At 69.4% G+C, this 13,341-nt stretch carries 16 protein-coding genes; 6 read left to right on the top strand and 10 right to left on the bottom strand.

The features are described from left to right. Positions 1-42: 42 nt before the first annotated feature. Complete coding sequence (locus AB0I94_RS12060) at positions 43-1,167, bottom strand: ROK family transcriptional regulator (RefSeq protein WP_363309589.1); 1,125 nt, start codon at positions 1,165-1,167, stop codon at positions 43-45. A 159-nt stretch (positions 1,168-1,326) separates the two neighbouring features. On the opposite strand from AB0I94_RS12060, the gene AB0I94_RS12055 reads away from it, so the two are divergent. Then, positions 1,327-2,436, top strand: coding sequence for a Gfo/Idh/MocA family oxidoreductase (locus AB0I94_RS12055; RefSeq protein ID WP_363309388.1), 1,110 nt, complete (start codon positions 1,327-1,329; stop codon positions 2,434-2,436). Then, positions 2,433-2,912 (top strand): heme-degrading domain-containing protein, encoded by a 480-nt coding sequence (locus tag AB0I94_RS12050; protein ID WP_363309386.1) that lies wholly within the window; start codon positions 2,433-2,435, stop codon positions 2,910-2,912. The genes AB0I94_RS12055 and AB0I94_RS12050 overlap by 4 nt, the downstream gene beginning before the upstream one ends. A gap of 51 nt (positions 2,913-2,963) precedes the next feature. Here AB0I94_RS12050 and AB0I94_RS12045 read toward each other — a convergent pair whose 3' ends face one another. The 4 genes from AB0I94_RS12045 to AB0I94_RS12030 all read right to left on the bottom strand — a co-directional run bounded on the left by AB0I94_RS12045 (position 2,964) and on the right by AB0I94_RS12030 (position 6,045). Then, positions 2,964-3,821, bottom strand: coding sequence for a fumarylacetoacetate hydrolase family protein (locus tag AB0I94_RS12045; RefSeq protein ID WP_363309385.1), 858 nt, complete (start codon positions 3,819-3,821; stop codon positions 2,964-2,966). A gap of 141 nt (positions 3,822-3,962) precedes the next feature. Continuing rightward, on the bottom strand, positions 3,963-4,739 hold the full coding sequence (locus AB0I94_RS12040) for a YidC/Oxa1 family membrane protein insertase (protein WP_363309588.1): 777 nt from the start codon (positions 4,737-4,739) through the stop codon (positions 3,963-3,965). Positions 4,740-4,850: 111 nt separating this feature from the next. Continuing rightward, positions 4,851-5,171: a DUF6412 domain-containing protein gene (locus AB0I94_RS12035; protein ID WP_363309384.1), complete on the bottom strand. Its 321-nt coding sequence runs from the start codon at positions 5,169-5,171 to the stop codon at positions 4,851-4,853. Between the two features lie 106 nt (positions 5,172-5,277). Next, on the bottom strand, positions 5,278-6,045 hold the full coding sequence (locus tag AB0I94_RS12030; RefSeq protein WP_363309383.1) for a class E sortase: 768 nt from the start codon (positions 6,043-6,045) through the stop codon (positions 5,278-5,280). A gap of 290 nt (positions 6,046-6,335) precedes the next feature. Here AB0I94_RS12030 and AB0I94_RS12025 point away from each other — a divergent pair, with 290 nt between their 5' ends. Next, a complete protein-coding gene (locus AB0I94_RS12025; RefSeq protein ID WP_363309382.1) occupies positions 6,336-7,361 on the top strand; it encodes an SEC-C metal-binding domain-containing protein in 1,026 nt (341 codons plus the stop codon). 53 nt (positions 7,362-7,414) lie between these two features. Here AB0I94_RS12025 and AB0I94_RS12020 read toward each other — a convergent pair whose 3' ends face one another. Both AB0I94_RS12020 and AB0I94_RS12015 read right to left on the bottom strand, forming a co-directional pair. Then, on the bottom strand, positions 7,415-8,398 hold the full coding sequence (locus AB0I94_RS12020) for a YDG/SRA domain-containing protein (protein ID WP_363309381.1): 984 nt from the start codon (positions 8,396-8,398) through the stop codon (positions 7,415-7,417). 93 nt (positions 8,399-8,491) lie between these two features. Beyond that, positions 8,492-8,932 (bottom strand): ATP-binding protein, encoded by a 441-nt coding sequence (locus AB0I94_RS12015; RefSeq protein ID WP_363309380.1) that lies wholly within the window; start codon positions 8,930-8,932, stop codon positions 8,492-8,494. 215 nt (positions 8,933-9,147) lie between these two features. On the opposite strand from AB0I94_RS12015, the gene AB0I94_RS12010 reads away from it, so the two are divergent. After that, positions 9,148-9,993, top strand: coding sequence for a helix-turn-helix transcriptional regulator (locus AB0I94_RS12010; protein WP_363309379.1), 846 nt, complete (start codon positions 9,148-9,150; stop codon positions 9,991-9,993). After that, positions 9,993-10,190, top strand: a complete 198-nt coding sequence (locus AB0I94_RS12005; protein WP_363309378.1) for a DUF397 domain-containing protein — start codon at positions 9,993-9,995, stop codon at positions 10,188-10,190. The genes AB0I94_RS12010 and AB0I94_RS12005 overlap by 1 nt, the downstream gene beginning before the upstream one ends. Positions 10,191-10,362: 172 nt before the next feature. Here AB0I94_RS12005 and AB0I94_RS12000 read toward each other — a convergent pair whose 3' ends face one another. Both AB0I94_RS12000 and AB0I94_RS11995 read right to left on the bottom strand, forming a co-directional pair. Beyond that, on the bottom strand, positions 10,363-10,707 hold the full coding sequence (locus tag AB0I94_RS12000; RefSeq protein WP_363309377.1) for a hypothetical protein: 345 nt from the start codon (positions 10,705-10,707) through the stop codon (positions 10,363-10,365). A 169-nt stretch (positions 10,708-10,876) separates the two neighbouring features. Next, on the bottom strand, positions 10,877-12,196 hold the full coding sequence (locus tag AB0I94_RS11995; RefSeq protein WP_363309376.1) for an NAD(P)/FAD-dependent oxidoreductase: 1,320 nt from the start codon (positions 12,194-12,196) through the stop codon (positions 10,877-10,879). A 217-nt stretch (positions 12,197-12,413) separates the two neighbouring features. Between AB0I94_RS11995 and AB0I94_RS11990 the strand changes: the two genes are divergently transcribed. Continuing rightward, positions 12,414-12,728, top strand: a complete 315-nt coding sequence (locus AB0I94_RS11990) for a hypothetical protein (RefSeq protein ID WP_363309375.1) — start codon at positions 12,414-12,416, stop codon at positions 12,726-12,728. A 47-nt stretch (positions 12,729-12,775) separates the two neighbouring features. On the opposite strand, the gene AB0I94_RS11985 is transcribed toward AB0I94_RS11990, so the two are convergent. Beyond that, positions 12,776-13,288, bottom strand: a complete 513-nt coding sequence (locus tag AB0I94_RS11985; protein ID WP_363309374.1) for a hypothetical protein — start codon at positions 13,286-13,288, stop codon at positions 12,776-12,778. Between the last annotated feature and the right edge of the window lie 53 nt (positions 13,289-13,341).

Below are 13,341 nucleotides of genomic sequence, written 5' to 3'. Positions count from 1 at the left end.
CCCCAGATCCAGACCCTCCGGCGTTTGAGGGGCCCCGCCCCCCTAACCCCGCCCCACCGGAAACGCCACGCTCGCCCTGCCGAAGAGAGGGGCGAGCACCAGTTGGGCCGCGCCCTCCGCGACGCCCCTGTCGCCGCCGGGAGCCACCACTACCGGCACCTGCGTCCCGCCGCCCCGCCTCACGCGTTCGGTGACGACCGCGCCGACCCCTCGTACGAAGCGTTCCTCGTCGGCAAGGACCGCTCGGCCGCCGAGCAGTACGAGGTCGATGTCGAGCAGGCTGACCAGATTCCCCGCCGCCACCCCCAGGACCCGTGCCGCTTCGTCCAGATCGCCCCGCGCCACCGCCGCCAGGCACAGCGCCTCGACGCAGCCCCGTTCGCCGCACCCGCACCGCGGGCCGTCAAGGCGGATGACCTGGTGGCCGAACTCGCCCGCCCCGGTCCGCGCCCCTCGGTAGATCCCTCCGCCCAGCACGAGTCCCGCGCCCAGGCCCGTCCCGAGGTGCAGATACGCGAAGGACTCCGCCGCCCCGCCCAGCGCGAGGCCCAGCGCCGCGGCGTTCGTGTCCTTGTCCACGACCACCGGCAGTCCGAGCCGCCCGGCGAACGCGTCCCGCAGCGGGAATCCGTCCCACGCGGGAAACCCCGTCACGCGGTGCAGTACCCCGGCAAAGTGGTCGAGCGGGCCGGGCAGCGCGACCCCGACGCCGAGCAGGCCGGCGGCGACGGCCGAGGCGCTTACACCGGCCTCTGCCCCTCGGGCCGGCTCCCGCACCACCTTCCGCACCACCTCCACCGCCGCGTCCACCACCGCCTCCGCGCCGGTGGCGAAATCCAGGGGCGCCCGGCGCTCGGCGACCACGTGACCCGTCAGGTCGGCGAGGACCACCGTCAGCTCGTCGCGGTCCAGGTGGAGGCCGATCGCGTGGCCCGCGTCCGGCACGAGACGCAGCAGCGTGCGCGGCTTGCCCCCGGTGGACGCGCGGCGGCCCGCCTCCGCCGCGAGCCCCTCCGTACGCAACCGCGCGGTGATCTTGCTGACGGCCTGCGGTGTGAGCCCCGTACGCTCGGCCAGTTCGAGACGGCTTATGCCCGCATCGCCCGCCGTGCGCAGCAGGTCGAGCACAAGGGCGGCATTGTGGCCGCGCAGCGCAGGCAGGTTCACTCCGGCGCCCGGCCTGCCGCCGTTCGGGCCGCGGCCGTGCGCGCCGCCACCGTTCGCCCTGCCGCCATTGCCGCCCTCAGTCCTCGTGTCAGTGCTGTTCACACCTCCCATTGTCGTACGCGCTTGCGCTTTGGCAACACCGTTGCTTAAGTGGAATGCATGACTGGCACACGCTCCCCAGGCTCCACGGGCTCCACAGGCTCCCCTCTACGCGTAGCCCTCATCGGATACGGCCTCGCGGGCTCCGTCTTCCACGCCCCGCTGATCGCCGCCACCGAGGGCCTCGTCCTCGACACGGTCGTCACGTCGAACCCCGAGCGGCAGGCCCAGGCCCGCGCCGAGTTCGGTGACGGACTGAACTTCGCCGCTTCGGCCGACGACCTCTGGGCCCGCGCGGACGAGCTCGACCTGGTGGTGATCGCGTCCCCGAACAAGACGCACGTCGCGCTCGCGACCGCCGCCCTCAAGGCGGGCCTCCCGGTCGTCGTGGACAAGCCGATCGCGGGCACGGCCGCCGAGGCCCGCGAGCTCGCGGCACTCGCCGACGACCGCGGCCTGCTCCTCTCCGTCTTCCAGAACCGCCGCTGGGACAACGACTTCCGCACTCTCCAGAAGCTCATCGCCGACGGCGAGCTCGGCGACGTATGGCGCTTCGAGTCCCGCTTCGAGCGGTGGCGTCCGCGCCCCAAGGGCGGCTGGCGCGAGTCCGGGAACCCCGAAGAGATCGGAGGTCTGCTGTACGACCTCGGGTCCCACGTGGTCGACCAAGCGCTCGTCCTGTTCGGCCCCGCCAAGTCGGTGTACGCCGAGTCCGACGTCCGCCGCCCCGGCGCCGAGGCCGACGACGACACGTTCATCGCGATCACGCACGAGAGCGGCGTCCGCTCGCACCTGTACGTGAGCGCCACCACCGCCCAGCTCGGCCCGCGCTTCCGCGCCCTCGGCTCGGCGGCGGGCTATGTGAAGTACGGCCTCGACCCGCAGGAAGCCGCACTGCGCGACGGCAAGCGCCCTACGGGCGGCGGTGGTTGGGGCGAGGAGCCCGAGTCCTTGTGGGGCCGTGTCGGCTCCGGCGAGTCCCCGCTGACCGGCGGCGGCAACCCGGTCAGGACGCTGCCGGGCGACTATCCGGCGTACTACGCGGCCGTGACGTCGGCCCTGCGTGGCACCGGCCCGAACCCGGTCTCCGCGCATGATGCCGCCTCCGCCCTCGACGTCCTCGAGGCGGCGCGCCGCTCGGCCCGCGACGGTGTGACGGTGGTCGTATGACCACGCCCAGCGCACCGACGGTGGACGAGCTGGAGTCCCAGGAACTCCGCCTGGTTCTGCCCCACTTCACGTACGACGACGCCTGGGCGCTCGGCAGCCTCCTGGTCGAGCTGGCCCGGGAGCGCCAGGCGCCGGTGGCCATCGACATCACCCGCGGCGGCCAGCAGCTCTTCCACGCGGCGCTGCCCGGTTCCACCCCGGACAACGATGCCTGGATCGCCCGCAAGCGCCGGGTCGTCGAGCGCTACGGCTGCTCGTCGTTCCTGGTCGGCACGCGTTTCCGCGCCAAGGGGACGACCTTCGAGGAGTCCTCGCGCCTGGACCCCGACGTGTACGCGGCACACGGCGGCGCGTTCCCGATCGCGGTGCGGGGCGCGGGCGTGATCGGCACGGTGGTGGTGTCGGGCCTCCCCCAGGCGGCGGACCACGCGCTGGTGGTGGAGGCGCTGGAGCAGGCCCTGGAGCGCTTCTACTAGCCCCTCCGGTGGGGGTGCCTCACAGAACGAAGGCGCCCCCACCCCAAGGAGTCACGCGTCCTTGAACTCCTGCCGCTGCCTGCCGAGCCCCTCGATCTCCAGCTCCACCACGTCACCGGCCCGCAGGTACGGCTTCGGCTCCGGCTGCCCCATGGCCACACCCGCCGGCGTACCGGTGTTGATGACGTCGCCGGGGTACAGGGTCATGAACTGGCTTACGTAGCGGACCACTTCGGCCACCGGGAAGATCTGCTGGGCGGTGGTCCCGTCCTGCTTCAGCTCGCCGTTGACCCAGAGCTTCAGGGACAGCGCCTGCGGGTCGGGGACCTCGTCCGTCGTCACCAGCCACGGGCCCAGCGGGTTGAACGTCTCGCAGTTCTTGCCCTTGTCCCAGGTGCCGCCGCGCTCGATCTGGAACTCGCGCTCCGAGACGTCGTGCGAGACGGCGTACCCGGCGACGTGCGCGAGCGCCTCCTCGTCGGACTCCAGGTAGCGCGCGGTGTGCCCGATGACGATCGCGAGCTCGACCTCCCAGTCGGTCTTGACCGACTTGCGCGGCACGAGGACGGTGTCGTCGGGCCCGACCACCGTGTCCGCGGCCTTGAAGAAGATGACGGGTTCGGCGGGCGGCGTGGCCCCGGTCTCGGCCGCGTGGTCGTGGTAGTTGAGCCCGATGCACACGACCTTGCCGATCCGGCCCACCGGCGGCCCGACCCGCAGCCCCTGCGCGTCGAGCACGGGCAGCTCGCCCGACTCAGCGGCGGCCCGGACCCGGCCGAGGGCGGCCGTGTCGGCGAGCAGCGCCCCGTCGATGTCCGTGACGATCCCGGACAGGTCGCGCAGAGCGCCTTCGGCGTCGAGCAGCGCCGGGCGCTCGGCCCCCGCCGTACCCACTCGCAGCAGCTTCATGGTCAATCTCCCTTGGTCGAGCGCGGCCGGTCTGCTGTGACCGCCCGCGTGGCCAGGCCGATGGGTTGCGGCCATCGGAGGTTTGGAAGATCCTCCAAGGTCACCGTCCATCCCGCAAGACCCTGTTCACGGACCGGACCATTACCCGGCAGTAGCCAGCGCCCCGGCGCCGTACGGCACGTCGCGGTAGAGGAAGGCCCGCTCGACCGCGCTCCAGGTCGTGCTGGTGACGACGTACAGCGCGGCGGCGAGCGGCACGAAGGCGACGGTGAACAGCGTCATGAACGACATGAACGGCATGACCTTGGTCATCGTGCTCATGGCGCCCATGCCGGGCATCTGCTGGGCGTCGCCGCCACCGATCGCGGGCGCCGCCATGGCCATCTGCGCCTTCGTACGCCGGAAGTTGAAGGTCGCGACGCCGGCCACGATCGCGAAGAGCGCGAGATAGACGAGCCCCTGCGCCCCGAAGACCCCGCCGTCACCGAGCGCGTCGGCCCACCGCCCGCCGAGGGGTGCCTCGAAGAGCTTGTGCTTGAGCAGCGCGTTGGCTTCGCCGCCGATGCTGGAGCTGGAGAACAGGTGGTAGAGCAGGAAGAACGCCGGAAGCTGGAACAGGCTGGGCAGGCACCCGGAGAGCGGCGAGACCTTCTCCGCCGCGTGCAGCTCAAGCACCGCCTTCTGCAGCTTCTCGGGGTTCTTGGCGTGCTTCTTGCGCAGCTCGGCGATCTGCGGCGAGAGCTTGGCGCGCGCCTTCTGGCCGCGGGCCGAGGCTCGCGACAAGGGGTGGACGAGGAGTCGTACGCACGCGGTGAAGAGCACGATGGCGGCGGCCGTCGCGGAGGCGTGGAAGAGAGGTTCGAGCAGGTCGGCGAGGGAGCCGACCAGGTCAGCGAACAGGGATACGAAGCCGGACAGAAAACCGGACATGGAGGAGCCCTCCGGGGGTCTCGTCGTGCCGAGGAAAAGGGGCAGATGCTCTTTTCGGCGTGACGGCCCACGAAGGGAGGAGTCGGGTTCCCGTGCTCCCTACGCGGCCGTCATGACGAGACGGCCCGGTGCTCGGGGCCGCCTGCGCCCGGAGGCGTCGGGATCGCGCTGCGGCAGGAACGCCGTGCGCTTCTCGCGGTCGCGGATGGCGGTACGCACCCGGGTGCGGGGCACGGGGAGAGCGCAACGCGCGGCGATGAGCGAGCAGACGGCGAGCGCGGAGCCCGCGGCGGCGGTCGCGGCGAGCGCGACGGCGGCGGTGAGGCTGCTCGCGTCGAGGAGAACGACCTCGACGAGGAGGAAGAGGAGAAGACCGGTGGGGCGAAGGGCGGCTTTCCCCTTACGGATCGCGTCCTGCATCGCTACCTGGCCCTCCTCTCCTGCTGCTGGCTCCAGCTGCTCCTGCCGCCGCTGTATCGCGTACTGCCGTTATACAGGATGGGTCCGGACGACCGTAGGGGTCGCCCTACCGGGGCCGCATGGACTGCAGCTTCCCCCACACGACGAGCCGGTACTTGGAGGTGTACTCGGGGGTGCAGGTGGTGAGGGTGATGTAGTAGCCGGGAGCGCTGTACCCGCGCCCGGCCCTGACTTGGCTGCGGGGCACGGGGGCGATGACCTGGCTGTCGTGGGCGGAGGTCTGGGCCAGGGTCTTGCCGACGACGTACGTATACGTGGCCTCTTCCGTCTCGACGATGAGCTCGTCCCCGCCCCGCAGCCGATCGATGCGGCGGAAGGGCTCGCCGTGGGTGTTGCGATGCCCGGCGAGAGCGAAGTTCCCGGCCCGACCGGGCTGGGCGGTACGCGGATAATGCCCGACGTATCCCTTATTGAGTACGCCGTTCTTGCTCACCCCCTCGGCGACGGGCACGCGGATTCCGATGCGGGGTATACGGAGGACGGCGTAGGCCTGGTCCCAGCGTGGGGTGGGGGCGTGGGCGGTCTGCCGGCGGCGGTCGGAGAGCTGCGAGGAGGGTTTGTCACCCCCTGAGGCGGCGGGCGACTCGCGGCCGGAGCCAGGGTCAGAGCCGGACTCGGACTCGGCAGCGGCGCCCGGGGGGCTGGAAGTACGGGTCGCGGAAGGGCTCCCCCACTCCCGCTCAAGGGCCTGGACCTGACGCTCGGCGCCTTCGCGGGCCTGGCGGTTGGTCCACCAGAGCTGATGGGCGACGAGAAGCAACAACACAAGCCCGCAGGTGACGGCGGCTTCGGCGCCACCCCACACCGCACGCACGAGGGGACTCTTCCGCGTCCTTCGCCCAGTCCTTCGCCCAGTCCTGCCCCCAGCACTTCGCCCCTGCACGACAACAGGAACCCGTTCCCGCACGGCTACCACCCCTCTCCCGGCAGCCCGCACGATAAAGCCGACCCGGCGAAGTAACCATGGCAAGGCGCCAACGCAGTACCCACGGCGTCTCCGCACCCACCGCGTCTCCGCGTATCCGTGCCTCCGCATATCCGCATATCGCCTATCGGCACGACAACCCTGCTGTAACGCCCCCTGTCGGCAGTACGGTGTCCCGTATGCGCCCCGACACGCCTGCCGACCACATCGCCGAAGCCGAGCGCCTGGAGCGGACCGCCGGCTTGTATCCCGAGGACACCGAGCACCTGCTGCTCCAGGCCGCGGCCCACCTGGAGCTGGCGGGCGAACGCGACCGCGCGACCACGCTCTACGACCGCCTGCTCACGCCGGACGCCCCTCACCCGGCGTCGGCCCCGACCCTCATCCGAGCCTTGAAGGCGTCGAACCTCTGGGAGTACGGCCACGAGGCGGAAGCAAGGGCGATCATCGACGGAGTCCGGGCGGCGGCGCCCCGCGACCCGGCCCCCTGGGTGATCGTGGCGGAGTCGCTGGAGGCCCACGACGAGCTGGCGCAGGCGCAGGAAACCTTCACAGAGGCACTGGACCTCCTGCTCCCGCCCGGCGGCTCCGGTGGCGCTCCGTCGTACGAGCAACGCCCACTGCTGTTCGGCCGCCACAGGGTGCGGCGCCTGCTGGGCGCGGAGCACGACGCGTGGGACGCGCTGGCGGACGAGGTCTCGTCATCCCCCGTCCCCCTGGACGAACTGCACGACCCCAAACGACTCTGGTCCCTGGGCTCGGACAACCCGGCGGAACTCCGCGCGGAGATCTCCCGAATCCAGGCGGAGCTGGGCTCGTACAGGGAGGCCCTGTCGCGCCCGTTCCCGGTGGCGGTCCTGCACTGGCCGACAACGGAACTGACGGAACTCCTGACGGCGTACCCGGCCCTGGAATCGGAATACCCGTCCCACGAGGCCCACTTGTCGACCATAGAGTCCTCCCTGAGGGAACTCTCAGCCTCCGGCACCCCCAACCTGGGCATCGTCACAGGCACGGTCCCGTCGTACGAGGCCTTCGCGGCCTCGGAGGGCACGCAGCCGACGGACGTGTCGCTGCTACCGCAGTACGCGACGACGCTGGCGGCGCGAGGGCGGGCTGTGGGGTGGCCGCCGGAGGCGGGGGCGGGGTGTTGGTGTGGGTCGGGGCGGAGCTATGGGGAGTGCCACGGGAGTGGAACTCCTTAACCATGCCGGGGCCTGCCAGGAGACAGCCCAGGTAGGCCCCAACGACGGGCTAGCTAATACTTGCTCCCGTTACGCCACCACTTGCGGTGATAGCGGACATAGTCGAGGTGCACCCGATGCTCCCTCTTCACAGTCAGTTTCGGGAGCACGCTCGCTCCTTCCCCTCCGCTGCGCACGACGATCGACCAGTCGTCCTCTATGAGGATGCTGCCGAGATCAAGACGAACATGGCAGTTAGGGCAGAGGCAGAGGATGTTTCGCTCGACATCTGGCCCTCCATGCGGATTACCAAGTGGCTTTATGTGAGCGCCTTCGCTGTAAGGCTTGCCATCCGGGCCCACCAGACGAACGTTGCATGCCTGACAACGACCGTCATAGAGATCCTTTATGCGCCGCGCCGCTGCCGCATCGCGCACCAGACGCTGCACCTGCGTGGTGCGGGTCTCTGGAATCTTCTCGACATCGTCGCCGTCAAGCTCCCCTTGCTCCAAAAGCTCGGCGATCCGCTTCTCCACCTGAGTTACCTGCTGCTGCGAATCAGGGAGCCGGTGCAGGTCGAACTGACAGATCAGGATGTCGGTGCCGTCAGGCGCAGGTGATTTGGACGTGGCCGTACGCACTACGGCGATCTCATACAAGCCGTCGTATCTGTAGTGATCGCGCAGGGAGTATCGCTCATCCCCCTTGTAGCCACGGACGATCCGAACGGGATGCTTGCGCTCGTGGCTCAGTTTGAGGGCCGCATTGTCGGCATATGACCACGACTGACTCCGTAGGAGCTTCTTCGTCAGCGTGTCGCGGTCCTTGTCAGGTGAAGCACCCGTGTAGCGCACCCAAGTCCAGTGGTCCTCGTCGTCTTCGTAACCACCATTCAGGACAATGGCGTCAGCAACCCTGCTGCCGTCCGGATCCCGCAGCGTGGAGATCCCTCGCTGTTGGTCACCGTGCAGTTTCGCTCGCAAGACGTCTGCACGGCGATGAAAAATCGCTCCAGGTGCGACACCGGCTATATGACCTATCCCTCGTTCACTTTCCACTCAGCCATCGTGGAACGCGAGCGGTCGTCTCCGATGCTGTCACGTCGAAAGTTGACCGATTCTTCACCATGAGGTGATCGATCTGACTGAACGTCACCGTTGGTCTCGCACAGCCGTGTTCGCCTCACCGCCCGCAGCCAGCTCACACCACGTAACCTTCGAGTCTGCCTCGGGCAGGACCCCCCACCGCTCGGCCACCTCATTGACGATGGCCATTCCTCGTCCGCCTTCCGCATCCCGCTCCGCGGCGACAAGAGCGGGCAAGGCCCGCGGATCCGGATCTCGGAGCTCGATGCGCACATGGCTTCCGCGCATCGAGAGGCCAAGAACCGTCGGCGTGCCGACTCCCACGTGGTCGATCACATTCGTGACGAGCTCGCTCACACACAGTTGCGCATTATCGACCACGTGAGGCAGCCCCCACTGGACGAGGTGCAGTCGAATGATGCGACGCAGAGCCGCCACCCCCTCAGGCTCCGCAACACACTTCAACTCCCATGCGGTGCGCGGCGCTTCACTGACCAGTCCGTCCATGGGCCTGCAGCTCCCTTCTGACCTTCGAGCGTCGCCTTATGCATCCGCTCCATCACTCAGAGTTGCAGTGGAAGTTCCAAAATGGAACTCTCAGAACGGATTTCGAGGCAGCTTCGAGGAGCACGGGGCTGGGCCGCACGCCCCCGGCGCACGCGACCTTGCCCAGGTCCCGCCACGCGGGCACGCTCGTTCCGATCAATACGGAGGGCCGAATCATGCCAGTTGGACCAACTACGCGCCGTCGCCAACTCGGCGCGGACCTTCGCCGTCTCCGCGAGCGCAAGGGGCTGACTCTCGAAGAGGCAGGCGCGCGGGTCGGCATCTCCAAGGCGACACTCAGCCGCTACGAGACCAAGGAAGGAACCGTCAAGTGGCCTGCGGTCGACGCCCTATGCCGTGAGTACGGCACAACCGATGATGAGCGCAAAGCTCTGGTCGAGCTCGCCAAAGGTGCCAAGATCCAAGGGTGGTGGCGGTCCCTGGCCGACCCTGTTCCCGAGTCCATGAACCTGATGCTCACCCTGGAGGACGAGGTGATCCGAGAGGATCACTACGCCTGCATGTACGTCCCCGGTCTACTCCAGACCCGCGCATACGCCGAAGCCGTACACCGTGCCTCCGAAATGCGCTGCGAGGAGCGGGAGGTGCAGCACATGGTGGACATCCGCATGAAACGGCAAGAACTCCTAACCCGTGATGAGCCACCTCATATTTGGGCCATCGTCGACGAGGCCGTTGTTCGTCGTTGTGTCGGCGGCAAGGACGTGATGCGGGAGCAGCTTCGACAATTGCTGGATATGGCGGGGTCTCCCCATGTGACCTTGCAGATACTGCCGTTCGCGGCAGGTGCCCACGCGGCAGCCGTAGGTAGCTTCGTCGTACTGCGCGGCCCGGCGCCGGAGTTGGACGTGGTGTACGTGGACATCCTGGGCGGCGGACTCTTCATGGAGAAGCAGCCGGAGCTTGATCGCTACACCGTAGCGTTCGATTATCTCCGCGCCCAAGCCCTGGATCTGGCAGCATCCACAGAGACCATCCGTCGAACACTGAGGGAACTCTGATGGGTCACGAGCAGCGGCTCGACTGGTTCAAGTCCTCCTACAGCGGGGGAAGCGGCACCGAGTGCGTCGAGGCAGCGTTCACTTCCGGCTCTACTCGGGTACGTGACTCCAAGAACCCCGAACTCCCCCACCTGGCCGTAAGCCCGTCCACGTGGTCCCGTTTCATCGAGGCGTTGCGGACGCAGGGCCTGCATTGACGAAGGGGGCCCGCTGCTGGCGGGCCCCCTTCGGGATGGTGCTCTGTGTTCAGTTCGCACCTGTGCACCCTTCGGGGGCAGCGGGCGGATTCAGCCCCAGCCACCCCCGAACGGCCCCGCGCCCGAGACGCCTGGCCGTGGAGGGGTGCCGTCAGTAGTTGGTGCTGGCGAACTAGTCGTCGCCGTTGTCGTCGTGGCCGTTGTCGTCGTGGCCGTTGTCGTCGTTGCCCTCGCAGTAACCGGTGGCCTTGGTGATCCCGTCGTGGCCACCGAGGTTCTCGTAGGTGAAGCCGCCCCGCAGGTCGTCGTCATGGCCGTTGTCGTAGCCGTTGTCGTGGCCGTTGTCGTCGCTCTCGAAGTGACCGGCGGCACCGGTGATTCCGTCGTGGCCACCGAGGTTCTCGTAGGCGAAGCCGCCCCGCAGGTCGTCGTCGTTGTCGGCGAGGGCGGTGCCGCTGGCGCCCAATACTGCAGCGGCGGTGAGGGCGGTGACAGCGAAGGCGGTACGAATACGCATGGGTTCCCTTTCAGGTACGTGGTCACGGGTGCGCATGGCGTGGCGCGGTCGTGATCATGGGGTGTGTCCAGTTCTCCCCGATACCCCGACTCCACAGACCTGCCCCGCCGCAATTCACCCGGACAGCCGCCGCCCGCCCTTGGGAGCCCGTGACTGCCGAGTGACCCGTCTACTCGACCCGCTCGTCCCAGTCGATCCGGTGCTCGAACTGCCACGCTCCCCACACGGCGCCCCCGCCCCCGCCCACCTTCGTCGCCACCGGCAGCACCGCGTCCCGCAGTACCCGGCTCAGCGGCCCCGCCGGCTTGGGCGTGGCCGTGCGGGCCGCTGCCGAGGTGGCCGTCGTCGTGGCCGTCGTGTGTTTCAGGATGCGGTCCACCCTGGGGCGGCGCAGGGACTCGTACGCCTTGAAGGCCTTGCCCGGGGGCAAGTCCCGCAGGCAGCGGGCCAGTTCCACCGCGCTCTCCGTGGCCAGCGACGCTCCCTGGCCCGATGTCGCCGGCGTTGCGTGGGCCGCGTCGCCGATCAGGATCATTCGGCCCCTGCTCCAGGCGGGGACGGGAGGCATCGTTTCCGTGGGGCCCGTGATCAGCAGGTCCGCCGGGCCCGTGTCCGCCAAGAGGTCCGGTGCCGCCGTCCGGTCGTCCGCGAACGCCTCGCCCAGGCGTTGCAGCCACTGCCCCTCGCCCACCGCCCGCGCCTCCGCCGTCGTCATCGGCTCGCGGTGCGGCAGGTTCGCGGACCAGGCCGCCGTCCCGTCGTCGAAGATCTGGTAGCCGAAGTACGCCCTCTTGCCGAAGCACATGTACATCACCCCCTGCGTCGAAGGGAGTTCCGTCTTCTGTACGTGAGCCGTGAACGTGAGCACTCCCGCGTAGTGCGGCTTCGGCGTGGACGGATCGATCAGCTTCCGCACGGTCGAATGCAAGCCGTCCGCGCCGATCAGGACGTCCGCCCTCGCCAGTGAACCGTCCGAGAAGCGCGCCGTCACTCCCGTGCCTGTGTCGGTCGCGTCCAGCAGGCGTTTGCCCCTGTGCGAGACGACTCCGCGACGCGCCGCTTCCTTCGCGATCGCCTCGTGCAGCTCCGCGCGCCAGACGAAGCGCGTGGTGGGGAGGTCGGCGGGCGGGGCGAGTTGGGCCAGGTCTCTTCCCGTCCAGCTGCGCAGGCTCAGCGCCGTCACCGGGGTGCCGATGGCGCTCACCGTCCGCGCCGCGTCGATCGCCTCCAGCGCCTGCTGGCCGTTCGGGGCGATCGTCATTCCCTCGCCGCGTCCCGAACCCCCGCGTCCAGAACCCCCGAGTCCAGAACCCCCGCTCCTCGGCGTGGAGTCGTACGCCTCGTACACCGTCGCCTCGATGCCCGCCTTGTGCAGGGCCATCGCCGCGACCGGGCCCGCTATGCCGCCCCCGATGACCAGGGCGGTTCGGATGCGGTCGGTGCGGTCTGTGCTATGGGTGCGATGGTCAGGAGTGGGTCGCGCGGTCATCTTTACTATCGGTCCCTCGTCGGTGCGCCTTCGATCGCGCCGCTCGGACGCAGCGCGCACCCTCACCAACCTACGCGGGGCAGACCCCCTCGCCGCAAGGCTTCCTGGCGGCGCGTTAGCCTCGGCCACGGACATGTCGAGGGACGTACGGACATGTCGATGGTCGTATTCGTATTCGTATTCGTATTCGGCTGGAAGCCGTGGAAGCGAGGCAGGTATGGCGAAGGTACCGGCAGCAGCAGTGGCCGCCAGTGGGCTCGTCGGCGGGTACGCCGTCGCTCGCTGGACCAAGAAGCGGCCCCTCGGTGGCCTCGTCCTCGCCGCCGCGGGTGCCGCCGCCGCTCAGCAGTGGCGTGCCGCAGCGGGCGGCAGGACCGCCGCCGCGCTCAGTGCCACGTACGTCGCCGCCTTCGCCGGGTCCCATCCGCTCGCCAAGAAGGTCGGGGCCTGGCCCGCGGTCTTCGGGGTCGCGGGGGGTGTGGGGCTCGCCTCGTGGATGCTCGCCGATCGCAAGCGGCAGACGGTCGGCTGACACCGCGGAGGCGGCCATTCGACCCCACCCAGGCCGCCCGGCCGTACTCAGTTCTCGCTGCCCCTGAACAAGCGCGCGAACCCCGCCACCGCGAGCACCCCGGCCCCCATGACCAGCACGAAGAACCCCCACGCCAGCGGCCACGGCGCCGCGTCCGGCGCCGGGTGGCTGTCGAAGGAGACGAACATCAGCACCGCCGGCGGGGCCGCCACAAGCAGCAGCGCCCACCCGAGGCGGTCCCGGAAGCCGAAGTAGCCCGCCAGGGACAGCATCGACACGGTCAGGGCAGTGACGCCGAGCGCCGTCACCGGTGACGTCTCGTTGATCGCGCCGGGTGTCTCGGGGCGGTTGCGCAGGTCCCAGGGCAGACAGACGAGGTACGCCGCTGCCGCGAGGGCCGCGCCCAGCGCGCGCGTCGTCCAGCGCCGCAGGGGCGGGCTGCCGGGCAGGGACGTCAACAGGTTCCGCGGGTTCATGGGGCCCAGGTCGTGGCGCGGGCCCACGCGCCGACCTGTGTCACGCGGACTCATGTGCATCAACTTCATCGACTTTGCCGTCATGGGTACGAGCCTGCCGACCTCCCCACGGGTGCGACAGAGTACGCGTACTCAGA

The sequence above is a fragment of the Streptomyces sp. NPDC050147 genome (genome assembly GCF_040660195.1).
GTDB lineage: Bacteria > Actinomycetota > Actinomycetes > Streptomycetales > Streptomycetaceae > Streptomyces.
The sequence above is the reverse complement of the archived record's forward strand: the minus strand, read 5'-3'. Positions and strand labels throughout refer to the sequence as shown.